The sequence below is a fragment of the Ruegeria sp. CL3 genome, from assembly GCF_056536505.1.
This window is the reverse complement of sequence record NZ_JBQFPT010000007.1, coordinates 1-24,270: the sequence shown is the minus strand read 5'-3', so window position 1 is coordinate 24,270 and position 24,270 is coordinate 1. Positions and strand designations below refer to the sequence as shown.

Annotated in this window: 21 protein-coding genes and 1 pseudogene; 11 read left to right on the top strand and 11 right to left on the bottom strand. The window is 59.5% G+C overall.

Annotated elements, in window-relative coordinates:
• The first annotated feature begins 27 nt into the window (after positions 1–27).
• Genes ACR0NO_RS11695 through ACR0NO_RS11670 form a run of 6 tightly spaced genes read left to right on the top strand, consistent with a single transcriptional unit; the run spans position 28 to position 6,681 of the window.
• Positions 28–1,809, top strand: a complete 1,782-nt coding sequence (locus tag ACR0NO_RS11695; RefSeq protein ID WP_480724057.1) for an acyl-CoA dehydrogenase C-terminal domain-containing protein — start codon at positions 28–30, stop codon at positions 1,807–1,809.
• 55 nt (positions 1,810–1,864) lie between these two features.
• Positions 1,865–2,077 carry a hypothetical protein gene (locus ACR0NO_RS11690; RefSeq protein ID WP_170374251.1) on the top strand — a complete coding sequence of 71 codons (213 nt, stop codon included), beginning with the start codon at positions 1,865–1,867 and terminating at the stop codon, positions 2,075–2,077.
• 60 nt (positions 2,078–2,137) lie between these two features.
• Positions 2,138–2,776 (top strand): glutathione S-transferase family protein, encoded by a 639-nt coding sequence (locus ACR0NO_RS11685; protein WP_480724056.1) that lies wholly within the window; start codon positions 2,138–2,140, stop codon positions 2,774–2,776.
• A gap of 11 nt (positions 2,777–2,787) precedes the next feature.
• Entirely contained in the window at positions 2,788–3,999 is a 1,212-nt protein-coding gene (locus ACR0NO_RS11680) for an acetyl-CoA C-acetyltransferase (protein WP_170767050.1), read from the top strand.
• A complete protein-coding gene (locus ACR0NO_RS11675) occupies positions 3,999–4,487 on the top strand; it encodes a cupin domain-containing protein (protein ID WP_170374257.1) in 489 nt (162 codons plus the stop codon). The genes ACR0NO_RS11680 and ACR0NO_RS11675 overlap by 1 nt, the downstream gene beginning before the upstream one ends.
• Complete coding sequence (locus ACR0NO_RS11670) at positions 4,480–6,681, top strand: 3-hydroxyacyl-CoA dehydrogenase NAD-binding domain-containing protein (RefSeq protein WP_480724055.1); 2,202 nt, start codon at positions 4,480–4,482, stop codon at positions 6,679–6,681. The genes ACR0NO_RS11675 and ACR0NO_RS11670 overlap by 8 nt, the downstream gene beginning before the upstream one ends.
• Positions 6,682–6,723: 42 nt before the next feature.
• Here ACR0NO_RS11670 and ACR0NO_RS11665 read toward each other — a convergent pair whose 3' ends face one another.
• From ACR0NO_RS11665 to ACR0NO_RS11655, 3 genes are all read right to left on the bottom strand, one after another.
• Positions 6,724–7,509, bottom strand: a complete 786-nt coding sequence (locus ACR0NO_RS11665) for a Hint domain-containing protein (protein ID WP_480724054.1) — start codon at positions 7,507–7,509, stop codon at positions 6,724–6,726.
• 162 nt (positions 7,510–7,671) lie between these two features.
• On the bottom strand, positions 7,672–8,334 hold the full coding sequence (locus tag ACR0NO_RS11660) for a sulfotransferase family 2 domain-containing protein (protein WP_480724053.1): 663 nt from the start codon (positions 8,332–8,334) through the stop codon (positions 7,672–7,674).
• On the bottom strand, positions 8,331–9,362 hold the full coding sequence (locus ACR0NO_RS11655) for a DMT family transporter (RefSeq protein ID WP_480724052.1): 1,032 nt from the start codon (positions 9,360–9,362) through the stop codon (positions 8,331–8,333). Before ACR0NO_RS11655 ends, ACR0NO_RS11660 begins: the two co-directional genes overlap by 4 nt.
• A 42-nt stretch (positions 9,363–9,404) precedes the next feature.
• Between ACR0NO_RS11655 and ACR0NO_RS11650 the strand changes: the two genes are divergently transcribed.
• Complete coding sequence (locus ACR0NO_RS11650) at positions 9,405–10,418, top strand: hypothetical protein (RefSeq protein ID WP_480724051.1); 1,014 nt, start codon at positions 9,405–9,407, stop codon at positions 10,416–10,418.
• A 6-nt stretch (positions 10,419–10,424) separates the two neighbouring features.
• Here ACR0NO_RS11650 and upp read toward each other — a convergent pair whose 3' ends face one another.
• The 7 genes from upp to ACR0NO_RS11615 all read right to left on the bottom strand — a co-directional run bounded on the left by upp (position 10,425) and on the right by ACR0NO_RS11615 (position 16,803).
• Positions 10,425–11,057, bottom strand: a complete 633-nt coding sequence (gene upp / locus ACR0NO_RS11645; RefSeq protein WP_170374268.1) for a uracil phosphoribosyltransferase — start codon at positions 11,055–11,057, stop codon at positions 10,425–10,427.
• Positions 11,054–12,040, bottom strand: coding sequence for an adenosine deaminase (locus tag ACR0NO_RS11640; protein WP_480724050.1), 987 nt, complete (start codon positions 12,038–12,040; stop codon positions 11,054–11,056). Before ACR0NO_RS11640 ends, upp begins: the two co-directional genes overlap by 4 nt.
• The gene (locus ACR0NO_RS11635; protein WP_480724049.1) at positions 12,037–13,248 is read right to left on the bottom strand and encodes a phosphopentomutase; all 1,212 of its coding nucleotides are present in this window, start codon (positions 13,246–13,248) and stop codon (positions 12,037–12,039) included. The genes ACR0NO_RS11640 and ACR0NO_RS11635 overlap by 4 nt, the downstream gene beginning before the upstream one ends.
• Positions 13,245–14,552, bottom strand: a complete 1,308-nt coding sequence (locus ACR0NO_RS11630) for a thymidine phosphorylase (protein WP_480724048.1) — start codon at positions 14,550–14,552, stop codon at positions 13,245–13,247. The genes ACR0NO_RS11635 and ACR0NO_RS11630 overlap by 4 nt, the downstream gene beginning before the upstream one ends.
• 4 nt (positions 14,553–14,556) lie before the next feature.
• Positions 14,557–14,949, bottom strand: a complete 393-nt coding sequence (locus ACR0NO_RS11625; protein ID WP_170465629.1) for a cytidine deaminase — start codon at positions 14,947–14,949, stop codon at positions 14,557–14,559.
• 83 nt (positions 14,950–15,032) lie between these two features.
• A complete protein-coding gene (locus ACR0NO_RS11620; protein WP_480724047.1) occupies positions 15,033–16,136 on the bottom strand; it encodes a cupin domain-containing protein in 1,104 nt (367 codons plus the stop codon).
• Positions 16,099–16,803 carry a hypothetical protein gene (locus tag ACR0NO_RS11615; RefSeq protein WP_480724046.1) on the bottom strand — a complete coding sequence of 235 codons (705 nt, stop codon included), beginning with the start codon at positions 16,801–16,803 and terminating at the stop codon, positions 16,099–16,101. Before ACR0NO_RS11615 ends, ACR0NO_RS11620 begins: the two co-directional genes overlap by 38 nt.
• A 162-nt stretch (positions 16,804–16,965) precedes the next feature.
• On the opposite strand from ACR0NO_RS11615, the gene ACR0NO_RS11610 reads away from it, so the two are divergent.
• From ACR0NO_RS11610 to ACR0NO_RS11600, 3 genes are all read left to right on the top strand, one after another.
• The gene (locus ACR0NO_RS11610; RefSeq protein WP_480724045.1) at positions 16,966–19,239 is read left to right on the top strand and encodes an NADP-dependent malic enzyme; all 2,274 of its coding nucleotides are present in this window, start codon (positions 16,966–16,968) and stop codon (positions 19,237–19,239) included.
• 270 nt (positions 19,240–19,509) lie between these two features.
• Positions 19,510–21,399 (top strand): propionate-CoA ligase PrpE, encoded by a 1,890-nt coding sequence (prpE, locus tag ACR0NO_RS11605; protein WP_480724044.1) that lies wholly within the window; start codon positions 19,510–19,512, stop codon positions 21,397–21,399.
• A gap of 63 nt (positions 21,400–21,462) precedes the next feature.
• Entirely contained in the window at positions 21,463–22,902 is a 1,440-nt protein-coding gene (locus tag ACR0NO_RS11600) for an amidase family protein (protein WP_480724043.1), read from the top strand.
• A 259-nt stretch (positions 22,903–23,161) separates the two neighbouring features.
• Here the strand turns inward: ACR0NO_RS11600 and ACR0NO_RS11595 are convergent, their stop codons facing one another.
• The gene (locus ACR0NO_RS11595; RefSeq protein ID WP_170374288.1) at positions 23,162–23,968 is read right to left on the bottom strand and encodes an NAD kinase; all 807 of its coding nucleotides are present in this window, start codon (positions 23,966–23,968) and stop codon (positions 23,162–23,164) included.
• A 122-nt stretch (positions 23,969–24,090) separates the two neighbouring features.
• On the opposite strand from ACR0NO_RS11595, the pseudogene glyA reads away from it, so the two are divergent.
• Positions 24,091–24,270: pseudogene (gene glyA, locus ACR0NO_RS11590) on the top strand (serine hydroxymethyltransferase); the annotation flags it as partial.

Genomic DNA, 24,270 nt, shown 5'->3' with positions numbered 1-24,270 from the left:
CGGACATATGAATTAAGGGAGCTTCACATGCCCGTCTACAACGCGCCAACCAAAGACACTCAGTTCATCCTGCATGATGTCCTGAAAATCTCGGACTCTGACATTCCGGGTTACAACGAACTAGAGGCCGAGTTCACCGGTGCCGTTCTGGAAGAAGCTGGCAAGGTTGCCAGCAATGTTCTTCACCCGCTGAATGTTGTCGGCGACACCGAAGGATGCCGTTTGGAAAACGGTATCGTTTACACACCCACAGGCTTCAAGGATGCCTTCGAGCAGATGAAAGAAGGCGGCTGGACTGGCCTCGACATGCCGGAAGAGTATGGCGGCCAGAACATGCCCTACGTGATTGGAACGGCCGTGGGCGAGATGTTCTCGGGCGCGAACCAGGCGTTCACTATGTATCAGGGCCTGACCCACGGCGCGGCCTCGGCCATTCTGGCGCACGGCTCGGACGAGCAGAAGAACAAATACCTGCCGAACATGATCAGCTGTGAATGGACCGGCACCATGAACCTGACCGAGCCGCATTGCGGGACCGATCTGGGTCTGATGCGCACCAAGGCGGAACCTCAGGGCGACGGCAGCTATAAAATCTCGGGCCAGAAGATCTTTATTTCGGCCGGTGATCACGACATGGCCGACAACATCATCCATTTGGTTTTGGCGAAAATCCCCGGCGGCCCCGAGGGCATTAAGGGCGTTTCGCTGTTCATCGTGCCCAAGTTCATCGTGAACGAAGATGGCACCCCGGGTGAGCGCAACGGTGTTTCGGTCGGCAAGATTGAAGAGAAGATGGGCATCCACGGCAACTCGACCTGCGTCATGAACTATGACGAGGCCACCGGTTGGCTGCTGGGTGACGAACACAAAGGCATGCGCGCCATGTTCACCATGATGAACGAAGCGCGTTTGGGTGTGGGCATGCAAGGCCTGTCGCAGGCCGAAGCTGCATATCAGAACGCTGTTGAATACGCCAAAGACCGCCTGCAGGGCCGCGACGTAACAGGTGTGAAGAACCCGGACGGCCCCGCCGATCCGCTGATCGTTCACCCCGACATCCGCCGCAACCTGATGGATCAGAAAAGCTTCACCGAGGGCGCGCGTGCGTTCATCCTGTGGGGCGCGACAATGATCGACAAGGCGCACCGCTCGGGCGACAAGGACGCAGATGGGCTGATCTCACTGCTGACACCGGTCATCAAGGGCTTCCTGACGGACGAAGGCTACGACATGACCGTTCAGGCGCAGCAGGTCTATGGCGGCCATGGCTACATCGAAGAATGGGGTATGTCGCAATACACCCGTGATGCCCGTATCGCGATGATCTACGAAGGCGCGAACGGCGTTCAGGCGCTTGACCTTGTGGGCCGTAAACTGGCGCAGGATGGCGGCAAGCACGTGATGGCGTTCTTCGAAATGGTCAAAACCTTCTGCAAGGAAAACGCAGGCCAGAACGAAGCCTATGACAAAGCCTTCATCGAACCGCTGAAAGCGGCGTCCAAGGATCTACAGGCCGCTGGCATGTACTTCATGCAGGAAGGCATGAAGAACCCGAATAACGCTCTGTCCGGGTCTTATGACTTCATGCACATGTTCGGTCATGTCTGCCTGGGCCTGATGTGGGCGCAGATGGCCAAGGCCGCTCAAGACGCGCTGGACGGTGGGGCCACGGACAAAGAGTTCTACGAGACCAAGATCAACACCGGCCGGTTCTATATGGCCCGCCGCCTGCCCGCGACTGCGATGCATCTTTCCCGCATTCAGACCGGCGCAGACACTGTGATGGTTCTGGACGCGGCGAACTTCTGATCAAAGTCTGGGCTCGGGCATCACAGCTCGGGCCCTACTATTCGGAGGAGACAGAATGCCGAAACGCTTTCGCCTGACCCGCCGTTTCCCGGTCGCCATGACCGAGGACGGCTATCGCAAACTCCGCGGCTTCGCCCGCGAGGCCGGGTTGGATGAAGGTGAAGCGCTGTCTTTTCTGTTCGAGAACTTCAACAGCGTCATTGATGAGGACAACCTGACCCATCGTTTGCGCCTCTTCAATTCCGAGTTGGAGGCACGCAAGCGCTAGGCACCAAGGCCGAAAAGCTTGGGCGGAAGTTGCACAAAACGCCACGGGAGGGGCGACCGCATGACCATAAAACTGCACTGCTTCGGTGAAAGCGGCAATTCTTACAAGGCCGCTCTGGCGCTGGAAATGTCGGGCCTCGAGTGGGAGCCGGTCTTTGTCGATTTCTTCAAAGGCGTCACCCGCAGCGCCGAGTTCCGCTCGGACGTCAACGTAATGGGCGAAGCGCCCTTCCTGATCGACGGTGATTTCAAAACCTCCCAATCTGGTGCGATTCAGGCTTATGTCACTGAGAAATCCGGCAAGTTCGGCGGCAAGACACGGGAAGAGAACTACGAGATCTTTCGCTGGGTGCTGTGGGACAACCACAAACTCAGCTCGATGGCCGGCATGACGCGGTTTCTGATGAACTTCCTGCCAGAAGAACACCGCAATGCCGATGTGATTGCCTTCAACCAAGGCCGTCTGAAAGCGGCCTACGATGTTCTGAACAACCACCTTGAGGGCCGCGACTGGATCGTTGGGGACGGCGTGACAAACGCCGATCTCAGCTGTTGCGGCTACCTCTACTATCCCGAACCATTCGGCTTTGACCGCGCCGACTGGCCCAACATCGACGCCTGGCTGACTCGCCTATCCGAGCAGCCCGGCTGGAAACACCCCTATGACCTGATGCCCGGCAACCCGTCGGATCGAGCTTAAGGAGAAGACCCATGACCGAAGCTTACATTTATGACGCCCTGCGCACTCCGCGCGGCAAGGGCCGTAAGGATGGCAGCCTGCACGAGGTAACCTCGGTGCGCCTGTCCGCCTTGACCCTGAACGCGATCAAGGAACGCAACAACCTCGAAGGCCACGCCGTTGAGGATGTGATCTGGGGCAACGTCACCCAAGTCATGGAGCAAGGCGGCTGTCTGGCGCGCTCGGCGGTTCTGGCCTCTGACCTCGACCAGTCGATCCCCGGTCTTGCGATCAACCGCTTCTGCGCCTCGGGCATGGAAGCCGTGAACCTGGCCGCGAACCAGGTTAAAGGCGGCGCGGGCGACGCCTATATCGCTGGTGGTGTTGAGATGATGGGCCGCGTGGCCATGGGCAGCGACGGTGCCGCGATTGCCGTAGACCCGACGCTGGCAATGGACACCTACTTTGTACCGCAGGGTATCTCGGCCGACATCATCGCGACCGAGTATGGGTTCAGCCGTGACGACGCCGACGCACTGGCCGTAGAGTCTCAAAAACGCGCGGCAGAGGCTTGGGAAGACAACCGGTTCGAGAAGTCGGTCATCACCATCAAAGACCAAAACGGCCTGACCATTCTGGATCGCGACGAATATATGCGCCCCGGCACTGACATGCAGAGCCTCGGCGCGTTAAACCCGTCCTTCCAGATGATGGGTGAGCAAATGCCCGGCTTCGACAAAGTCGCGATGCTGAAATACCCGCATCTGGAGCGGATCAACCACATCCACCACGCGGGCAACAGCTCGGGCATCGTGGACGGCTCGGCCGCTGTTCTGATCGGCAACAAGGAATTCGGTGAGAAATACGGCCTCAAGCCGCGCGCCCGTATCAAGGCAACCGCGAAGATCGGCACCGACCCGACCATCATGCTGACCGGCCCGGTTCCGGTAACCGAGAAAATCCTTGCCGACAACGGCATGAAAATCAGCGATCTGGACCTGTTCGAAGTGAACGAAGCCTTCGCCTCGGTCGTGTTGCGCTTCCAGCAGGCGTTCGACGTCGATCCGGCGCTGGTAAACGTCAACGGCGGCTCGATCGCAATGGGTCACCCGCTGGGTGCAACCGGTGCCATGATCATCGGCACGCTGCTGGATGAGCTTGAGCGTCAAGACAAGGAAACCGGTCTGGCAACGCTCTGCATTGCGTCCGGCATGGGTGCGGCAACCATTATCGAGCGGGTCTGATGCCCAAGCTGGATCTCTCTCAGATCCCGTTCAAGGGTGGCTCGTCTTATCCCGGCAAACTGGCCGAGGCGGTCGGAGGCCGTTTCAACCAGGGCGTCGGAGATGCAGGCGGGCTGACCCAGTTCGGGGTTAACATCGTACGGCTGGAACCGCAGGCTTTGTCCTCGCTGCGCCATTACCACATGGAGCAGGACGAGTTTGCCATTATGCTCAGCGGCAAATGCGTGCTGATCGATGACGATGGTGAGCATGAGATGCTGCCCGGCGACTGCGCCGCTTGGCCAGCCGGTGAGGCCAACGGCCATCACCTTGTGAACAAGACAGATGCGCCCGCGACCTTTCTGGTGGTGGGCACACGGACCCCGACCGAGACCGGCTACTACAGCGACATAGACATGATGGTGAAGGACGATGAGAACGGATTCTCTTTCACCCGGAAAGACGGCAGCCCACTGACGGCTGACCAGATTGGAGATGACAATGACTGATTTCACTCTGACCAAAGACGCAGACGGCGTCGCCTTTGTGACCTGGGACGCCCAGGGCAAATCCATGAACGTTCTGACCCGCGAGGCCTTTCAGGAGGTCAGCCAGTTGATCGATCAGGCCCTGAACGATGATGAGATCAAAGGGATCGTGATCACCTCGGGCAAAGAAGGCTCCTTCGCGGGTGGCATGGACCTGAATACCCTCGCCACCATCCGTCAGGAGGCCGGCGACGAACCGGCGCAGGCGCTGTTCGACTTCGTCATGGGCGGCCACCACATCCTGCGCAAGATGGAACTGGCGGGCATGGACCCCAAGACCAAGAAAGGCGGCAAACCGATCGCCTGTGCCATCAACGGCACCTGCGCCGGTATCGGGACCGAGATCGCACTGGCCTGTCATCACCGTGTCATGACCTCAAACGCCAAAGCCAAGATCGGCCTACCCGAGATTCTGCTGGGCATCTTCCCCGGCGGTGGCGGCACCATGCGCTATAGCCGTATGGTTGGTGCGATGGCAGCCGCTCCGGTCCTGCTGGAAGGCAAGATGATGGACCCGAAGAAAGCCAAGGGCGCACAGCTGATCGACGATGTTTCGGACGATCCGGTCGCAGCAGCCAAGGAATGGGTTCTGAACGCCAAGGACGCCGATCTGGTCAAGCCTTGGGACGCCAAGGGCTACAAAATGCCGGGCGGCGCGCCCTACCACCCTGCTGGCTTCATGACTTTCGTTGGTGCCAACGCGATGGTGAACGGAAAGACACAAGGCGCCTTCCCGGCGGCCAAGGCTCTGCTGAGCTCGATCTACGAGGGTGCGCTGGTCGACTTCGACACCGCCCTGAAGATCGAGGCGCGTTGGTTCACAAACGTCCTGATGAATCCCTCGTCGTCGGCCATGATCCGGTCGCTGTTCCTGAACAAGGAAGCCTTGGAGAAAGGCGCGGTTCGCCCCAAAGATGTGGCCGATCAGCGCGTTAAAAAGGTCGGCGTTCTGGGCGCTGGCATGATGGGTGCCGGTATCGCTCTGGTCTCGGCGCAGGCCGGGATGGAGGTTGTTCTGATCGACCGTGATCAGGCTGCCGCTGACAAGGGCAAGGCTTACTCCGAAAGCTACATGGACAAGGGCATCAAGCGCGGCAAAGCCACGGCTGAGAAAAAAGAGGCCCTGTTGGCGCAGATCACCGCCACCCCCGATCTGGAGCATCTGAAAGGCTGCGATCTGATTATCGAGGCCGTGTTCGAAGACCCGGGCGTCAAGGCCGATATGACCAAAAAGGTCGAGGCGATCATCCCCGAGGACTGCATCTTTGCCTCGAACACCTCGACCCTGCCGATCACCGATCTGGCCAAAGCCTCCATCCGGCCCGAGCAGTTCATCGGCATCCACTTCTTCTCACCGGTTGAGAAGATGTTCCTGGTCGAGATCATCAAGGGCAAGGAAACCGGTGATCGCGCCGTCGCCAAGGCTCTGGACTATGTGCGCCAGATCCGGAAGACACCGATTGTGGTCAACGATGCACGCTTCTTCTACGCCAACCGCTGCATCATCCCTTATATCAACGAAGGTGCGCGCATGATCACCGAGGGCGTCAGCCCGATCCTGATCGACAACGCGGCGCGTCAGTTGGGCTTCCCGGTCGGACCGATCCAGCTGACCGATGAAACCTCGATTGATCTGGGTGCCAAGATTGCACGTGCAACCAAGGCGGCGATGGGCAATGCCTATCCCGAAAGCCCCTCGGACGATCTGATCTTCTGGATGGAGGAACAGGGCCGTCTGGGTCGCAAGGCCAATGCCGGCTTCTTCGACTATGACGAAAAGGGCAAGCGCGTCGAATATTGGAAGGGTCTGCAGGACAAGTACCCCTTGGCCGAGACGCAGCCAGACCTGATCGAGGTGCAGGAACGTCTGATGTTCGCACAGGTTCTGGAAGCGGTCCGTGCGCTGGAAGAAGGCGTTCTGGAAGACATCCGTGAAGGTGACGTGGGCGCGATTTTGGGTTGGGGCTTTGCGCCTTGGTCCGGTGGTCCGCTCAGCTGGCTGGACATCATCGGCACGCCCTACGCGGCCGAGCGTTGCGATCAACTGGCCGAGGCCTATGGCGCGCGTTTCGCCTGCCCGCCCCTGCTGCGTGAAATGGCTGAAAAAGGTCAAAGCTTCTACGGCCGGTTCAACCCGGACGCCAAAGCCGCTTAAAACAACGACGCAGGCGCAACTCCCATTGCGCCTGCGTCTTCCTTACTGAACAGCCGGAGCGGTTTGCCATTCAGGCCGGAGAAACAGAACCGGCGCATTTGGTCGACCCGGCCGTCCGGGCCTACGAATACCCGCCGCTGGGCGGATCGGGAAAATCGGATCCGTCGGGATCGGAGCAGGCAAAGCGCCCAATGGGTTCGCCAGTGCCGAAATCTCACCACTTGCAGCAAGCGCACCGACCAACGCAGTCGCAGCGTCTTCGTCGGCCACCGCATACTCTTTTGCCTGACCTGACGTGCGGCTGAAGCGCCCTGAAGGACAATAGGCTTGCAAACCACCTTCGATATAGATCACCTCGTCCTGATCGAAGAACAGTGTTGTGACCTCGAACGACGATCCCGGAGATTGCGATGATAACCGACAGGCGCCGTCCAGAACCCGCGCAGGCAAAACAGAAACACCTTGATCCGTCAGGTCCAGTTTGCCGCGATCCAGCGCGACGCCCTGTTCCGGCATCAACCAAACCGCGCGCCCGTTATAGGCCGCCCGCGCAGGCACAAAGATGGGTAGATGGGCCGACCGCCTCTCACCTGCCGGGATATTGACCCAACTGGTCGAGACCCTGTGGACCTCCTTGAAACCGTGATCCAGCGTTCGAACCAGATCGCCAGCGGCGATACGTTCGATCAGCTTCCATCCACTGGTGGTCGCGATTTTGGTTCCGTGCAGGAACCCTCCTCTGCGCGATGACACTGCGTCCAGCGCAACTGGCAGATCCGCATCGTCATGATACTCGGAAACATCCGAAAAACTCACTACTTCCAACACGTGCCGAACCCCCTTTTGGCACAAATACTCACATCTCAAGAGATAGCAGGCGCAGCGGCTTTCCGTCTTAGTTTGGCCGTATTTACGCCAAATTTGGGCTAAAACGAGGGGTTTCCCGCAACAGAAAGCAGTGCAGAAGTGGGTTTATCGACCAATCGGAAACTATGAGCCGGACGTTGCGTCAAAAGCGTAGCCGAATCTCTGGATGTCTTCTGCGCAGGCTTCTGCCACGGATTGGGCAGATCTGTCGGAATAGTACGCCCGAAAATCCGCCTGCCGGTCCGAGGGGTTGATATGGGGCAATTCCACCTCAAACCCCAGATGGCGAAACAGAGGCTGCGCGTCCTGTTCGAACTGTTCCAACCGTATGAACAGTTGGCACTGTTCACCCCCATCCGCGCGGGTCATGTAGCGCCGCGCCGGATGGTCCTGAAAAGAACGACGAATGGTTGGGTGCAAGACAAAAGGCTCGAACGCCAATTGCTGCGACAGGGTGACGGCCTCATGAGCAAAGCTCTGAGAACGTAGCCAGTGATAGTAGCTGACCATGCGATCCCACGGGTTGCGAACCAGCGTGAAGGCAAACATTGCCTTAAGCTCACCGTCCGGCAACACCCCGTCGATATCCGCAAGCGTCGCGTGTTTGTGCAGCCTTCCCCGCGCGGTCAGTTCCTTGGCGCGCCGCCGCCGTTTCAGGGCCTTGGGCGTGTCTCCCAACAGGATGTCATCCTTCATGGCCCGCTGCTCCAGCGCCAAGGCCAGCGAGGTTCCCCCCGTCTTGGGTATATGCACAAACACGTAGCGGCGACCGCGAGAGATGATCATGCAACCTCCTGCTCTGGGGCCGCGCGCCTGGCTCTCCAGCCCAGAACTGCGCCGGCTGTTGCGATCAGACCAATGCCAAAGATCTGCATCATTCCGATCGTCTGTCCAAGGGCGACCCAGGCGAATAGAGGGCCGAAGATCATGATCGAATATTCGAACACTGCAACGAATGAGGGTTCCCCGACCTGATAGGCCTTGATCATCATGAAAACGGCCACGGTGGACCCGACGGCCTGCACCGCGACCCATGGCAAGGCAGCGCGCATATCGAAGACCAAACCACGGGTCACAAAGCCTTCGGGACCGTCGGGTCCGGATGCGGGAAAGGCCGTGAAAACGATCAAGCCGATGGCCCCGGCAACGCCCAGAACAAGCATGTTGTTGGCCAGTAGAGCGACTGTGCTTTCGTCCGAGCAATAGGTCCGCGTGACAATCACGCTGAGCGCGTAGAAGAACCCTCCGACAACCGGCAAAAAGGTCCTCACATCGAACTCGGTCGGGTTGGGTTGCAACACGCACAGGATGCCCACGAACCCCAGCAGGACCGCGCCGATGCGCCATGGCCCGATGACTTGCTTTAGACCCAATGCCGAGATCAGCAGCACGAACATCGGCGAGGTGAACAAGCCCGCCAGAGCCTGAGCAATCGGCATCAAGGCGAGTGAGGCGAAATAGAACAGCATGCCCGTCGCGATCAGAACGCTGCGCAGCAAGACAAATCGCAGCCGTTTTGGCCTCAGACTTCCCAACCCCAACAGGGACAGTCCGATGATCAGAGGCAACATCAAAACAGCACGGCTAAGATGGAACTGCCACAGCCCGATGGTTTCGGCCAGCAGGATCACCACGTTGTCGATCACACCAAGAATGGCCATTGCCGAGACCATCAGCACCGAGGCCAAAAAGGGGAGCGTTTCTTTGCCTGGCTGCATGTCCTGCCTCGGGTTAGATGCGCGCAACAGCGCTTGTGCCATCCAGCATATTTCTGAAAGCCTGCGCAACAGGTTTGCGCCCTGCGATTTCCACATGCTATGCTTTGGCAAAAGAAAAACACGAGCAGCCCAATCCAGATGACGGCCCTGAAACAGTACCAGCGGATCGAAGCCACCGGTCTGTGGCGCTCCTCGCCCGATGAACAGCGGCGCGAGGTTGTGGTCTCAATCGGTGAGGCGACCCTGACGATCTCGGATTTCAACGACCGGGCGCTGACGCACTGGTCTCTGGCCGCGTTGGAGCGGCAGAATCCGGGCAGTTTTCCTGCGATTTTCAACCCAGACGGCGATCCGGACGAAACGCTGGAACTGGCCGAAAGCGAAAAGACGATGCTCGAGGCTATCGACCGGCTGCAACGCGCCATCGACCGCTCGCGCCCGCATCCCGGCCGGTTGCGCTGGGTCAGCGTTGCAGGCGTCGTCGCCGCGGTTTTGGCCGTGTTGCTGTTGTGGTTGCCGGGGGCGCTGCAAAACCACGTGGTCTCGGTCGTGCCCGAGGTCAAACGGCAGGACATCGGCGACGAGATTCTGAAACGAATCGAGCGGGTTTCGGGACGAGCCTGCGCCTCACGCGATGCACAGGCCTCCTTGGATCGTCTGGCCAAGCGCACGGGCGTGCGGCAGATCATCATCCTGCCCGCCGGAGTGCAGGACAGCCTCAGCCTGCCGGGCGGGACGGTCTTGTTGAACCGGGCCCTGGTCGAAGATCATGAAGACCCCGCCGTGGCCGCTGGCTATGTCATCGCTGAGCGCGCCCGTATTGCGGCACAAGACCCGTTGGATGATGTTCTGGACCGAACCGGCGCCTCATCGGCCTTTCGCCTACTGACGACCGGGGGCCTGACTCCCGAAATCGTCGACAGCTATACCGAGCAAGTCCTGACGGAACCTCGTCCGTCTCTGACAGATGAAGCACTGCTGTCGGTTTTTGCACAGGCCGCCCTGCCCTCGACCCCATATGCCTATGCGCGGGATGTGACCGGGGAAACGGTTCTGGGCCTGATCGAGGCCGACCCAATGGCCGGACGCACGCTGGAACAGGTGTTGCCGGACCGCGATTGGGTCCAGCTTCAAAACATCTGCAGCGAGTGATCCGGCTTATTTCGTGCCGAACATACGGTCTCCGGCATCGCCGAGACCGGGCATGATATAGCCCTTCGAGTTCAGCTCACGATCCAGCGCGGCAGTAACGATATGCACGTCCGGATGGGCCTCTTTCATGCGGGCAACCCCTTCTGGTGCCGCCAGCAGGCAGAGGAACAAGATCTCGGTCGCGCCTGCCTCTTTCAGCAGATCAATCGCTGCGGCCGAGCTGTTGCCGGTGGCCAACATCGGGTCCACGGCGATGACCAACCGGTCTTTCAGGCCCTCCGGTGCTTTGAAGTAGTACTGAACGGGCTTCAGCGTCTCTTCGTCGCGGTAAAGCCCGACAAACCCCACGCGGGCTGAAGGGATCAGTTCCAGCACCCCGTCCAACATCCCGTTCCCGGCGCGCAGAATCGAGACGAGGGCCAGCTTCTTGCCAGCCAGAATGGGCGCGTCCATCTCCTCCATCGGTGTTTCGATATGGCGGGTGGTCAGCTTAAGCTCGCGGGTCACCTCATAAGCCAGCAACAGCGTGATTTCCCGCAGCAACTGACGAAACTCAGCGGTCGAGGTCCCCTTGTCCCGCATGAGCGTCAATTTGTGCTGCACCAGCGGGTGGTCAACGACGGTCAGGTGTTCGCTCATGTGTTCTCCAGTCTTTTCTTGACCCGCGCACGGGTGTCTTCATCGCAAAAGGCGGCGTTCAGGGCCGTTTCATTTAGGGCTGCGAAGTCTTCGGCGCCCCAATCAAAGGCTGCCTGCAACATCTCATATTCACGCCGCATTGTGGTATGGAAAAATGGCGGGTCATCCGTTGAAACGGTGACTTTCGCCCCTGCGTCGCGCAACCGCGCAATCGGATGCGCTGCGAAATCGGGGTAGAGTCCCAGAACCACGTTTGATCCCGGGCAGACCTCAAGCGTGACATCCCGATCGACCAGTTCATGCACCAGATCCGGGTCTTCAATGGCGCGAACGCCGTGGCCGAGACGTTCAACACCCAAGTCACGAACCGCGTCGCGCACGCTTTCTGGACCGCCAAACTCACCTGCATGGGTGGTCAGGCGCAAACCGGCCTCGCGGGCGCAATCGAAAGCCCATTTGAAGTCGCCTTGGGTGCCGATGGATTCGTTTCCGCCCATGCCGAAACCGGTGATCCAATCGCCTGCGGTTTCCGCAGCGCACCGGGCGCTGATCTTGGCCTGATCCGGGCCGAAATGGCGGACACAGGTGACCACGCCGCGCAGAGTGATGTCGAACTTGCGCTCGGCCTGATCGGCGGCATCTTGAATGGCGTTCAGATAGTCGCGCCACGCGTGCAGATCGCCACCGCCGCAGAAATCGGGGCTGAGGAAGGTCTCGGAATACACAACGCCATTGGCGGCGCTTTCCTCAAGGATCGCCAAGGTGAGACGGCGAAAATCCTCGGGCGATTTGAGGACCTCACACGCGGCCTCGTAGACGCTGAGGAAATGGGAGAAGTCGCGGAAGTCGTAGCTGCCATCGGGCTTGAAGATACCGCTCAGATCGATGCGTTTTTCATGCGCCAATTGCCGGATGAATGCGGGCGGTGCGGCGCCCTCATGGTGTAGGTGCAATTCGATCTTCGGAAGGTCTGCGACACTCATAGAAAGCTCTTTCCCGGCCCTTGCGCCGGTACGTTCAGGTGATTGGCGATGCTGGCGGCAACATCGGCGAAATGGATCTGACCGAGCTGGCCTGAACCTTTCCCGACCACCAAGACCGGCACCTGTTCACGGGTGTGGTCGGTGCCGTTCCAACTGGGGTCATTGCCGTGATCCGCCGTCAACACCAGCATGTCATCCGGGCGCAATTTTGGTAGGATGGCTCCGATTTCCCGATCAAACCATTCCAGCGCACGGGCATAGCCGCTGATATCGCGACGATGACCGTAGAGGCTGTCGAATTCGACGAAATTGGCAAAACTCAGGCTGCCATCCTCGGCCTCATCCACCAGGTCGGACAGGTGCACCATCAATTCGGCATCGGAGCCTTTGCGCAGCGTGTCGATGCCCTGCATCGAAAAAATGTCTCCGATCTTGCCAACGGCGTGCACGCGGCGGCCTGCGTTCTGAACCCAGTTCGTCAGCACCGGCGCGGGCGGCAAGATGGCAAAGTCTTTGCGGTTCGTTGTGCGGGTGAACCCCTCTTCGGGCGATCCGAGAAACGGGCGCGCGATTACACGGCCCACCTTCATCTCATGCAGACGCGGCGCAAGCGTTCGGCACATCGCAAGCAGGTTATCGAGGCCAAAGCTTTCCTCATGCGCGGCGATCTGGAACACGCTGTCAGCGGACGTGTAGCAGATCGGCCAGCCGGTGCGCATATGCTCGACCCCCAGTTCGGCAATGATGGCTGTTCCAGATGCGTGGCAATTGCCCAGAATACTTTCGGTTCCTGCAGCTTGCGCTGCTGCTTGGCTCAGATCGGGAGGAAACGCAGGCTGTTTGTCGGGAAAATAATGCCAATCCCACGGCACGGGCAGCCCCGCCAGTTCCCAATGGCCCGAGGGCGTATCCTTGCCCGGCGACAGTTCGCGCGCGCATCCCCACAGGCCAGTCGGTTGAGCCGCCAACCCCGGCGTTGTGTCGCCCGAGGCTAGTCGCGTCGCAGCACCCAGACCCAGCGCATCCAGATGAGGCACTGCAAGCGGGCCGCTGCGCCCGTCCTCAGCCCGCCCCTCGGCGCAGGCTTGAGCGATATGGGCCAGTGTGTTGGCCCCGGTGTCAGGCACCTCCCCGTTGAAGAACGCGCCCGCATCAGGTGCCCCGCCGATACCGACCGAGTCCATCACGACGAGAAAGGCGCGGCTCATGCCGTGATCCTCTCATGCACCAGATCGGGCACGGCAACCGGAGTATCTACGATCGTGATCGCCGCCAATACGCTCTGGGACGCCTGAGCCGCCGCGTCCTCGCGTGCTGCGTGAACGGCTGCCAAAGGCGCGCCTTTTGTGACCCACTCGCCCAGCCGTACCATGTTTGACAAACCCACCGCCGGGTCGATCACATCGCTTTCCACCTGACGCCCTCCGCCAAGCGCTACCACGGCCAGCCCCAAAGCTTCGCCGTCAATGGCGGTGATGTATCCATCACACGGAGCTGCCACCTCGGTGATCACACTGGCTTCGGGCAGGAACCGCGACCACGTCTCAACAAATTGCACAGGGCCTCCAACCGCGGCCATCATGCGGCCAAACCGTTCTGCAGCGCGGCCATCCCGAATGATCTCGGCGATTTTGGCGCGGCCCTGATCTACTGTTTCAGAGATACCTGCATCCGCCAGCAACACCCCGCCCAACTCGGCAGAGATTTCGGCCAGAGGAGACGCTCCTCCTTCGGTCAGAACCTTCATGACCTCGGCCACCTCCAAGGCGTTGCCCAGCGCCGAGGCCAGAGGTTGGTTCATATCGGTAATAACGGCCGAGGTTCGGCATCCGGCGGCGTTCGCAGTCGCGGTCAGCGCCTGAGCCAATTCGCGCGCGTCTTCAATGGTTTTCATGAACGCACCGCTGCCGGTTTTGACATCCAGCACAAGTGCATCAGGACTCGCCGCCAGTTTCTTGGACAGGATCGAGGCCGTGATCAGATCGAGGCTTTCCACCGTCGCCGTCACATCCCGAACCGCATAAAGCCGTTTGTCCGCAGGCGCGATCTGCCCCGTCGCGCCGACAATAGCGGCCCCTGTGTCGCGCAATACCTGCGCCAGACGCTCTTGCCCGATCTGAGTGGTGACGCCCGGAATCGCCTCAAGCTTGTCCAGCGTACCCCCCGTGTGGCCCAGCCCACGGCCCGAGATCATGGGCACATAAGCCCCACATTCGGCCAGAGCCGGAGCCAGAATCAGGCTGACGCAATCGCCCACACCGCCCGTAGAGTGTTTATCGATCACCGGGCCATCCAGATCCCAGCGCAACACGTCACCACTGTCTCGCATCGCCACGGTCAGGTCGGCACGGCCCTGCGCGCCCAGCCCGCCCATGCAGACGGCCATCGCAAAGGCCCCAGCCTGCGCGTCACTGACGCTGCCATCGGCCAGACCTTGGGCAAACCACGTAAGCTCTGGCCCGGTGGGTACTTCGCTTCGGCGCAATTTCACGATGATCGAACGGGCATCCATGCGATCAGCTGTCCTGCATATGCGAGGCGTCAAATGCGCCGGGCAAAAGCTGTCCGATCGTGGTTTCCAACTCGGCGCCGTCGGTTGTCGCCAAGGTGACCTTTACATCCCGCGCGCCGAACTCGGCCAGTTTCTGACGGCAGCCACCACAAGGCGGCACGGGCTGCGGGCTTTGGGCGACGACATAGACCTCGGCCAGCTCGGTCTCGCCTGAGGCGACCATGGCGGCAATTGCGCCCGCCTCGGCACAGGTGCCTTCGGGATAGGCCACGTTTTCTACGTTGCATCCAACATAGAGCGTCCCTGATCCCGACAAGATCGCCGCGCCCACCTTGAAGTTCGAATAAGGCGCATGGGCGTTTTCGCGGACCTTCAAGGCGGCATCTTTAAGCGACATGGCGATTCCCCATTTTTGATCAGTTGGTCAGAAATTCAGACCCTATCGGAAAACGAGGGGCGATTAGAAGCCCCACCGCGCATTTATTCCAGAACCGTCTTGAACACCCCCGGCAACGTCACCTCGAGCAGTTCCACATCGTCAGAGGGCTGCGACAAGCGTGTACGCATACCCGGTGGTATCACAAAGGCATCCCCTTGCTCCAGTTGATAGGGGTCACGGCCTTCGCCCTCCAGAGTGACCTCTCCGTTCATGACGAAGGTGAAATGGATGTCGGTGTCGTGGCTGGCCCAGACCGGCTCGCCCTGCCCGCGCCGGACGACCTGAACACCGGCAACGCCCTTGGTGTTCTCGGCAATCGTAGTGTCGCGGCAGATATAACCCGGCAGCCGGAACGGCACCCAATCCGCATCTTTTGCCTGATTGTAGACAAAACGCTGCCCCTGCCATTCCCGATCGGGACGCAAATGCGGCGTCGGCAGTTCCATCTCGTGATCTATTTCGGTGACATGCTCGGCCGGAACGCCGATCTCGATCACCTGTACATTGTCCGAGGCTTCCAGCACGCGGTGGCGGATTTCCGGCGGTTGGATAAAGCAATCCCCGGCGGTCAGACGCAATTTGTCGCCCTGATCCTCGTAGACGACATCGACCCAGCCATGGATGCAGAAGATCAGCTGGAACCCGACCTTATGGAAATGCACCATATCCGGCACGGGACCACCATCAGGGATGCGAATATGACTTGCAATGATCGACCCGCCCAAACGATCCGGCACCAGATCGCGATATTGCATCCCGGCCCTCCCGATGATCCACGGTGCTTGGTCCTTGAGCCTGCGCACGACAAAGGAATGCACCGTTTCGGGCATCACCAGAGGGGGATCGAGATCTTCGATTTCTATACGCGTGCCATTCGGTGCAACCAGAACCCGGTCGCCATTGGCAAACCCCTCGGGGTTTTCAGTCAGAATGCGTAAGGTGCCGGGGGTTTCGGGCGCATCCTTCTCGATCCGCACCCTTAGGCCATGGCCGGAAAAAACGGCAGTTCGAGGATCGTCAGCAGGATAGATCATATCCATCTGCATCCCCAAAACCTTGGTATAGAACGGAATATCGTCGCGCAATTCCTGCGTAGGTAAACGGATTTCAGCGCGGGTGCTCGCCGCGTGCGCTGTCTGGGTCATGCAAGCTCTCGTCAGTCGGTTCTTTCGGCCATCCGATCAGAACCGACGCCAGAATGCCAATCGAAAAATACATCTCGAGCGTTTCTTCCAGAACAAACAGCCGTATCTTCATAACCGAGGACATCGTGGCCTCATACAGGCCCGAGATTTCTTCGAGCCCCTGCGCCACAACTGCGGCCACCCCGGCAAGCACAAAGATCGCAAGGAACGGCGCCTGAACTCTGACCGCCCGCCACGCGTTGGGAATGCCGTGCCAAAGCACACCCCCCAGCACGACGACCGCCAGGGCGACACGCACGAGCGTCATGTCCAGCAGACCGTCCAAGCCGCTTAGCACCCCGAATGGCACAGAGCCTTCGGCGTAAATATCCGCCTCAAGCTCACGCTCCGCCAGAAGCAGGCACCCCACGCCGATGTAAAGCCGCGCTAGCCCTCGATATTTGACCAAGGCCACTACCCCAGCCGTAAACAAGCCAGCCGCCGAGATCGTCTCGATCAATCCGCCTTCCTGATTGAACACCTCAGCCTGCAAGGGGAACAAGGCGATACACCCGAGGATCAAAGCCGCAACGCCGAGCGCAGCCCAGAACCAGAACCGGTCCACCCCAAAGCGGAAACGGGATGGCGGGAACACCTCGGAAGATGTCATTTTGAGGTCGTTGGGCATTTTGGGATCTCAGAGCAATTCGCAGGAGTTTGCGGTTTGTAAAAATTTTGCGACAATTAATCAAGGAAACGGTCGGGTTTTGCCAAGCTTCAGACGCGGCATAGCCAAGTCGAAAAAAATAGTTTAAGGCTAAATCAAATTTTGAAGGGAGCTTTACCGCCGATGTCTGACACACCCAGCTTGCGGCAGGCCGCGCTTGACTATCACGCCCATCCCAAGCCCGGAAAGCTTGAAATCAAGGCTACAAAGCCGATGGCAAACGGCCGGGATCTGGCCCGCGCCTATTCGCCGGGCGTGGCCGAGGCCAGTCTTGAGATCAAGGCCGACCCCTCGAACGCGGAACACTATACGGCGCGCGGCAACCTTGTGGCAGTGGTGTCGAACGGAACGGCTGTTCTAGGTCTAGGCAATATCGGTGCCCTCGCCTCGAAACCGGTGATGGAAGGCAAAGCCGTCCTTTTCAAGAAATTCGCCGGGATCGACTGCTTCGACATCGAGGTCGACCAGCCCGACCCCGAAAAACTGGCCGATGTCGTCTGCGCGCTAGAGCCGACCTTCGGCGCAATCAACCTTGAGGACATCAAAGCCCCCGATTGCTTCATCGTCGAAAAGCTGTGTCGCGAGCGCATGAACATCCCCGTTTTTCACGACGATCAGCACGGAACCGCCATTGTTGTCGGGGCCGCGGCCCGCAATGCACTGCACGTCGCCGGCAAGAAGTTCGAGGACATAAAAATCGTTTCGACCGGTGGTGGAGCGGCCGGGATTGCCTGCCTCAACATGCTGGTCAAACTTGGCGTCAAGCGCGAGAATATCTGGCTGTGCGACATTCACGGGCTGGTCTACGAGGGTCGTGCCGAGGATATGAATCCGCACAAAGATCAGTTCGCCCAGAAATCCGACCTTCGCACACTGGACGACGTGATTGGTGGGGCCGATCTGTTCCTGGGCCTAAGCGGCCCAAATGTTCTGACGCCCGAGATGGTCGAGAAAATGGCCGCCCGCCCGATCATCTTCGCTCTGGCCAACCCGACGCCCGAAATCCTGCCCGAAGCCGCGCGTGAAGTCGCGCCTGATGCGATCATCGCGACCGGACGCAGCGATTTTCCCAATCAAGTCAACAACGTGCTATGTTTTCCATTCATCTTCCGCGGCGCATTGGATGTCGGCGCAACCGAGATCAATGACGAGATGCAGATTGCCTGCGTCGAAGGCATTGCCGAATTGGCCCGCGCCACCACGAGCGCCGAGGCCGCCGCTGCCTACAAGGGTGAGCAACTGACGTTTGGCCCGGACTACCTGATCCCTAAACCCTTCGATCCACGCCTTGTGGGGATCGTATCTTCGGCGGTCGCCAAGGCCGCAATGGAGAGCGGCGTTGCCAAACGTCCGATCGACGACCTTGAGGCCTATAAGGAAAAGCTGAACCAGACCGTCTTCAAGTCTGCCCTGTTGATGCGTCCCGTGTTCGAGGCCGCCGCAGCCTCAAGCCGCCGGATTGTCTTCGCCGAGGGCGAAGACGAACGCGTATTGCGCGCCGCGCAAGCCATCCTTGAGGAAACGACCGAAACTCCGATCCTGATTGGCCGCCCCGAAGTGATCGAGGCCCGCTGTGAGCGTCTCGGCCTGGTCGTCCGTCCTGGCAAGGATCTGCAGATCGTGAACCCGGAAAACGATCCGCGCTACTACGACTACTGGAACTCATACCACCAGATCATGCAGCGCCGCGGCGTCACACCCGATCTGGCCAAGGCGATCATGCGTACGAATTCTACCGCGATTGGCGCAATCATGGTTCACCGCGGCGAAGCCGACAGCATGATCTGCGGCACGTTCGGTGAATACCGCTGGCATTTGAATTACGTCGAACAGGTTCTGGGCACCCCTGACCTGCGCCCACACGGGGCTTTGTCGCTGATGATTCTCGAGGACGGCCCGCTATTCATCGCCGACACTCATGTACGGCAATTACCTAATCCGGCGGAACTGGCCGAGATTACCCTGGGCGCAGCCCGCCACGTGCGGCGTTTCGGGCTGGAGCCCAAGATTGCCTTCTGCTCGCAGTCGCAATTTGGCAACCAAGCTGAAGGCTCGGGCAAGCGACTGCGTGAGGCAATTGCCATTCTGGACAGCGAACCGCGCGACTTCACTTATGAAGGCGAGATGAACCTAGACACGGCCCTCAACCCCGAACTGCGCGAGCGTATTTTTCCCGCCTCACGCCTTGAGGGTGCCGCGAATGTCCTGATCTTTGCGCATGCGGATGCCGCAAGTGGCGTGCGCAACGTTCTGAAGATGAAAGCCGACGGAATCGAAGTTGGTCCGATCCTGATGGGCATGGGCAACAAGGCCCATATCGTGACCCCTTCGATCACCTCAAGGGGGCTGCTGAACATGGCAGCGATCGCGGGCACGCCCGTAACCCACTACGGCTAGAACGGCCCAGTCAACGCCAGACATCCAATGGGTGTCTGGCTGCCCGACTCGGCCTACGCCCTTTTGCACTCATAAATTTGCAGATTTGCAAAAACCCTATTCTCGGCCTGCTAAATTCCATAAAATCTTGAGGTTTGCAAAAATTTGCAGGCTGTTTTTGGCCATCCTGCAAATATTTTGCGATAAACTGACGCGCCGTCACTCGCGCCGCTTGCCCACTGCCCTATCGCTGCCTAACAACAATTGCAGTGATTTTGGGAGGAGGGCCTGATGGCATATCAAGACGTTTACGATAGCTGGAAAAACGACCCCGAGGCGTTCTGGATGGATGCCGCCAAAGGCATTGATTGGGTCTCGACCCCCACTAAAGCCCTGTTTGCCGACAACGCCCCTCTGTACGAATGGTTCAGCGATGCGCAGGTCAATACCTGCTGGAACGCCGTCGACCGCCACGTGGAAAACGGGCGTGGCGAACAGACCGCCATCATTTACGACAGCCCTATCACCCATACCAAGCGCGAAATCTCGTATGTCGAGTTGCGGAACCGAGTGGCAACGCTTGCCGGTGCGTTACGCGCCAAGGGCGTCGAAAAAGGCGATCGCGTCATTATCTATATGCCGATGATCCCCGAAGCGCTCGAAGCGATGCTGGCCTGTGCCCGTCTGGGCGCCGTGCATTCGGTGGTGTTCGGCGGCTTTGCCAGCAACGAACTGGCTGTACGGATCGACGACGCCAAGCCTAAAGCCATCATCGCCGCCTCCTGCGGGTTGGAGCCCGGCCGCGTGGTTCACTACAAACCTCTGCTGGACGGTGCCATCGACCTGGCCAGCCACAAGCCCGAGTTCTGCGTCATCTTCCAGCGCGAACAGGAAGTCGCACAGCTGATCGAAGGCCGCGACTTCAACTGGCATGGCTTCCAATACGGCGTCGAACCTGCCGAATGCGTGCCGGTCGCGGGCAATGATCCGGCCTATATCCTCTATACCTCAGGCACCACGGGCGCGCCCAAAGGCGTTGTGCGTCCGACCGCCGGGCATCTGGTGGCGCTGAACTGGTCGATGAAAAATATCTACAACGTCGATCCGGGCGATGTGTTCTGGGCCGCCTCGGATGTGGGTTGGGTCGTTGGCCACTCGTACATCTGCTATGCCCCGCTGATCCACGGCAACACCACTATTGTGTTCGAGGGCAAACCTGTCGGCACCCCCGACGCGGGCACCTTCTGGCGGGTCATCTCCGAACATAACGTGCGCAGTTTCTTCACCGCCCCCACCGCGATCCGCGCCGTCAAGCGTGAAGACCCAAAGGGCGAATTGATAGGCAAATACGACTTGTCCGGCCTGCGCGCCATGTATCTCGCAGGCGAACGCGCCGACCCCGATACCATCACCTGGGCACAGGATGCGCTGAACGTTCCGATCGTCGACCACTGGTGGCAGACCGAGACCGGTTGGGCCATAGCAGGCAACCCGCTGGGGATCGAGGAACTGCCCATCAAACTGGGATCTCCGGCCAAGCCGATGCCAGGCTATGACGTTCAGATCCTAGACGAGGGTGGCTATCCGCTGAAACCGGGTGAACTGGGCGCGATTGCGGTCAAACTGCCGCTGCCTCCGGGCACTTTGCCGACGCTGTGGAACGCCGAAGAGCGGTTCAAAAGCTCGTACCTGAACCACTTCCCCGGCTACTATGAGACCGGCGATGCGGGCATGATCGATGAGGACGGTTACCTCTATATCATGGCGCGCACCGATGACGTGATCAACGTGGCGGGCCACCGCCTGTCGACCGGCGGGATGGAGGAGGTCCTGGCCGCCCATCCTGACGTCGCCGAATGTGCCGTGATCGGGGTGTCGGATCAGTTGAAAGGCCAAATGCCGGTGGGTTTCCTTTGTCTGAATACCGGTGCCGACCGTGACCATACCGAGGTGTCGAACGAAGTCGTCAAGATGGTCCGAGACAAAATCGGCCCGGTGGCTGCCTTTAAGCTGGCCGTGGTTGTAGACCGCCTGCCCAAGACCCGCTCGGGCAAAATCCTGCGGGGCACCATGGTGTCGATTGCAGATGGCAAAGAGTACAAGATGCCCGCGACTATCGACGATCCCGCCATCTTGGACGAGATCAAGGACGCGTTGCAGACGATTGGCTACGCTCAGTAACCCGAGCCCCCTCTTGCAACCTGGAACATGCCCCTTACTGTCTTGCTAAGACAGTGAGGGCCCATGACTCAAAGCAAAATCTGGCAACTCAGCGCCACTGAGCTGACCACCCTGACCCGCAACGGTGATCTGAGCGCTGAGGACGCTGTTGCATCCTCCATCTCTCGCATGAATGCCGTCAATCCCGATCTGAATGCTGTGGTCGAGGACCTGAGCCAACAGGCCTTACAACGCGCGCGCGCCTTGGATCAGGCACGGGCAGCTGGGAAACCGACCGGGCTGCTGCACGGAGTGCCGGTAACCATCAAGATCAATGTCGATCAAAAGGGCCACGCCACCACAAACGGGGTCGTGGCGCTGAAAGATGTTATCGCCCCTGATGACGCGCCTGTTGTATCAAACCTTCAAAACGCCGGTGCCATCGTGATTGGCCGGACCAACACGCCCGAGTTTTCCTTCCGCGCCGACACCGATAATCCGCTTTTTGGGCGCACGCATAACCCTTGGGGGCGTCATATCTCGGCCGGAGGGTCGTCGGGCGGTGCCGGGGCGGCCGTCATGGCCGGGATTGGCGCTTTGGCGCATGGAAATGACATTGGCGGAAGCCTCAGGTTTCCGGCTGCCGCCAACGGGGCGGTTACAGTCAAACCCGGCCTTGGTCGCGTCCCCGCCTGGAACCCCAGCCAAACGGCCGAGCGCGGAATACTCGCCCAATCCATGTCCGTTCAGGGCCTTATCACCCGGTCTGCAGCCGACCTGTCCCTGTCGATGCCCAGCCTGATCGCCCCGGACCCGCGCGACCCGTTTCATGTTCCTCTGCCATGGCGGGGCGAGGCCCCGGACACCCCGATCAAAGTGGCCTTTACCAAAAACACGTTCGGATACGCCCTGCACCCAGAGGTCGAAAAGGCGTTGGACACTGCGCGCGACGCGCTGGTCGATGCGGGCTATCAGGTCGACGAGATCGACCCCCCAGATGTCTTCGAATGCGGTCGCATCGGATACCGCACATTGATGGGCGAAGTTCTGACCTTGTTGAAATCCGATATCCAGGCGGCCGGTTCCCAAACCATCCAGGATATCTTCGAGGTCTATTTTCAAGAATTCCCACCCATCGTCGAGACTGAGCTGCTGCGCATGCTCGCCAAACGCAGCCACTATGCCCGTGAATGGTCCCTCTTCCTTGAAGATTACCCTCTGGTCCTGTCGCCGTTCCTGCCTCAACCCTTTTTCAAGCCGGACCGCGACACCGAAGGGGCCGAGGGCGTGCATGAGGTTCTGGGCTGCGCGGTCTATTCCTATGCGATGAACTTCCTTGGCCTGCCCGCCGCCTGCGTTCCGGCAAGACTGGCAGAATTGCCCAACGGCCTGCAGCCCATCAGTGTTCAGATCGCAGCGCGTCGTTGGCGTGAAGATCTGGCGGTCGAGGCGGGGGCGGCGATCGAGGCGCGGGTCGGGCAGATGTGCAAACCTCTTTGGGAACAAATGTCCCGCTCCGACTGACCCCCCAAAAAAAATCGACCCCGGGTTTTTGTGCCCGGGGTCCGCTTGCTTAAATATGCCTGGATTTCAGATAACGAGCGTGGCACCACCCACCCTCGCCAGCGCAAAAAATGCGCAAGTATGTCGAAAACGCTGTTTGGTGGCCACTCACTCCCACCTAAGCGTGTTCTCCAAGCAAGATCACAATACCTATTGCACGCTCACCAGCATGTGAACTTGTTCACACAAGGAAAAATTATTTTTCAAAACTGACGGAATTCTAGGTGAATTGTTCAGAAATCAGGCGCTCTTCAAGGCCATGTCCGGGGTCGAACAGAATCCGATGGGTGATTTCTGATTCCGAGCAGATTTCGACCCAATCAATGTCAGGAAAGGAAATAGAATCGGCATCGGCCATCACCGGGCGTTTCTCGGCATCCAGCACGTCTATGCGAACTGTTGCGGTTTTGGGCAACAAGGCCCCGCGCCACCGACGGGGTCGAAATGCAGCAATCGCGGTCAGGGCCAACACATCCGCCCCGATCGGCAAAATCGGACCATGGGCCGAATAGTTATACGCTGTCGATCCCGCAGGCGTAGACAGAAGCGCGCCGTCACAGACCAGCTCTCCCATCCTTTCGCGGCCATCGACGCTGATCTTCAGACGCGCGGCTTGCGGACCCGCGCGCAACAGTGACACTTCGTTGATCGCCAGCGCCTCATGCAGTTTCCCGGATTGATCCATGGCGCGCATGGCCAGAGGGTTGATGACCTCCACCTCGGCATCATCGAGACGTTCCAAGAGATCGGTGTCAGAATAGGTGTTCATCAAGAACCCGATGGTCCCTCGGTTCATCCCGTATACCGGCGCATCGAGGTGTTGCATGTTCTTGAGCGTGCGCAGCATAAACCCATCGCCACCCAGTGCCACCACCACATCCGCATCGCGCGGTGCCGCATTTCCGTATTTGGCGACCAGGACTTCGCGGGCTGATTGCGCGACGTCAGCCTCGCTTGCGAGAAAAGCGATTCTCTTTTTCATTTTTTCCGGTTTCCGGTGCTGCACATTTGGTTCCGAAACAAACATACCTTTCCCCAATAGGCCAGAGTTGACGCCCACGCCGCGCAATTCGTCGCTTTAAAGCTGTTGCCTCGGCAGGGTTTCCGATAGGAAATCCGCAAGCAATACCCCAGACATTTGGAGCTATCATGAACGCCAATCTCCGTGACACCGGTTTTTTCACCCAGTCTTTGTCGGACCGTGATCCTGAGCTTTTCGGCTCGATCACGTCCGAGCTGGGCCGTCAGCGCGACGAGATCGAGCTGATCGCGTCGGAAAACATCGTCTCTGCCGCCGTGATGGAAGCGCAGGGCTCGGTGATGACCAAC

Excerpts from the sequence above, each read along its gene's own strand:
- ACR0NO_RS11695 (WP_480724057.1), top strand. The coding sequence starts at position 28 with ATGCCCGTCTACAACGCGCCAACCAAAGACACTCAGTTCATCCTGCAT.
- ACR0NO_RS11690 (WP_170374251.1), top strand. The coding sequence starts at position 1,865 with ATGCCGAAACGCTTTCGCCTGACCCGCCGTTTCCCGGTCGCCATGACC.
- ACR0NO_RS11685 (WP_480724056.1), top strand. The coding sequence starts at position 2,138 with ATGACCATAAAACTGCACTGCTTCGGTGAAAGCGGCAATTCTTACAAG.
- ACR0NO_RS11680 (WP_170767050.1), top strand. The coding sequence starts at position 2,788 with ATGACCGAAGCTTACATTTATGACGCCCTGCGCACTCCGCGCGGCAAG.
- ACR0NO_RS11675 (WP_170374257.1), top strand. The coding sequence starts at position 3,999 with ATGCCCAAGCTGGATCTCTCTCAGATCCCGTTCAAGGGTGGCTCGTCT.
- ACR0NO_RS11670 (WP_480724055.1), top strand. The coding sequence starts at position 4,480 with ATGACTGATTTCACTCTGACCAAAGACGCAGACGGCGTCGCCTTTGTG.
- ACR0NO_RS11660 (WP_480724053.1), bottom strand. The coding sequence starts at position 8,334 with ATGATCATCTCTCGCGGTCGCCGCTACGTGTTTGTGCATATACCCAAG.
- ACR0NO_RS11655 (WP_480724052.1), bottom strand. The coding sequence starts at position 9,362 with ATGTGGAAATCGCAGGGCGCAAACCTGTTGCGCAGGCTTTCAGAAATA.
- ACR0NO_RS11650 (WP_480724051.1), top strand. The coding sequence starts at position 9,405 with ATGACGGCCCTGAAACAGTACCAGCGGATCGAAGCCACCGGTCTGTGG.
- upp (WP_170374268.1), bottom strand. The coding sequence starts at position 11,057 with ATGAGCGAACACCTGACCGTCGTTGACCACCCGCTGGTGCAGCACAAA.
- ACR0NO_RS11640 (WP_480724050.1), bottom strand. The coding sequence starts at position 12,040 with ATGAGTGTCGCAGACCTTCCGAAGATCGAATTGCACCTACACCATGAG.
- ACR0NO_RS11635 (WP_480724049.1), bottom strand. The coding sequence starts at position 13,248 with ATGAGCCGCGCCTTTCTCGTCGTGATGGACTCGGTCGGTATCGGCGGG.
- ACR0NO_RS11630 (WP_480724048.1), bottom strand. The coding sequence starts at position 14,552 with ATGGATGCCCGTTCGATCATCGTGAAATTGCGCCGAAGCGAAGTACCC.
- ACR0NO_RS11625 (WP_170465629.1), bottom strand. The coding sequence starts at position 14,949 with ATGTCGCTTAAAGATGCCGCCTTGAAGGTCCGCGAAAACGCCCATGCG.
- ACR0NO_RS11620 (WP_480724047.1), bottom strand. The coding sequence starts at position 16,136 with ATGACCCAGACAGCGCACGCGGCGAGCACCCGCGCTGAAATCCGTTTA.
- ACR0NO_RS11615 (WP_480724046.1), bottom strand. The coding sequence starts at position 16,803 with ATGCCCAACGACCTCAAAATGACATCTTCCGAGGTGTTCCCGCCATCC.
- ACR0NO_RS11610 (WP_480724045.1), top strand. The coding sequence starts at position 16,966 with ATGTCTGACACACCCAGCTTGCGGCAGGCCGCGCTTGACTATCACGCC.
- prpE (WP_480724044.1), top strand. The coding sequence starts at position 19,510 with ATGGCATATCAAGACGTTTACGATAGCTGGAAAAACGACCCCGAGGCG.
- ACR0NO_RS11600 (WP_480724043.1), top strand. The coding sequence starts at position 21,463 with ATGACTCAAAGCAAAATCTGGCAACTCAGCGCCACTGAGCTGACCACC.
- ACR0NO_RS11595 (WP_170374288.1), bottom strand. The coding sequence starts at position 23,968 with ATGTTTGTTTCGGAACCAAATGTGCAGCACCGGAAACCGGAAAAAATG.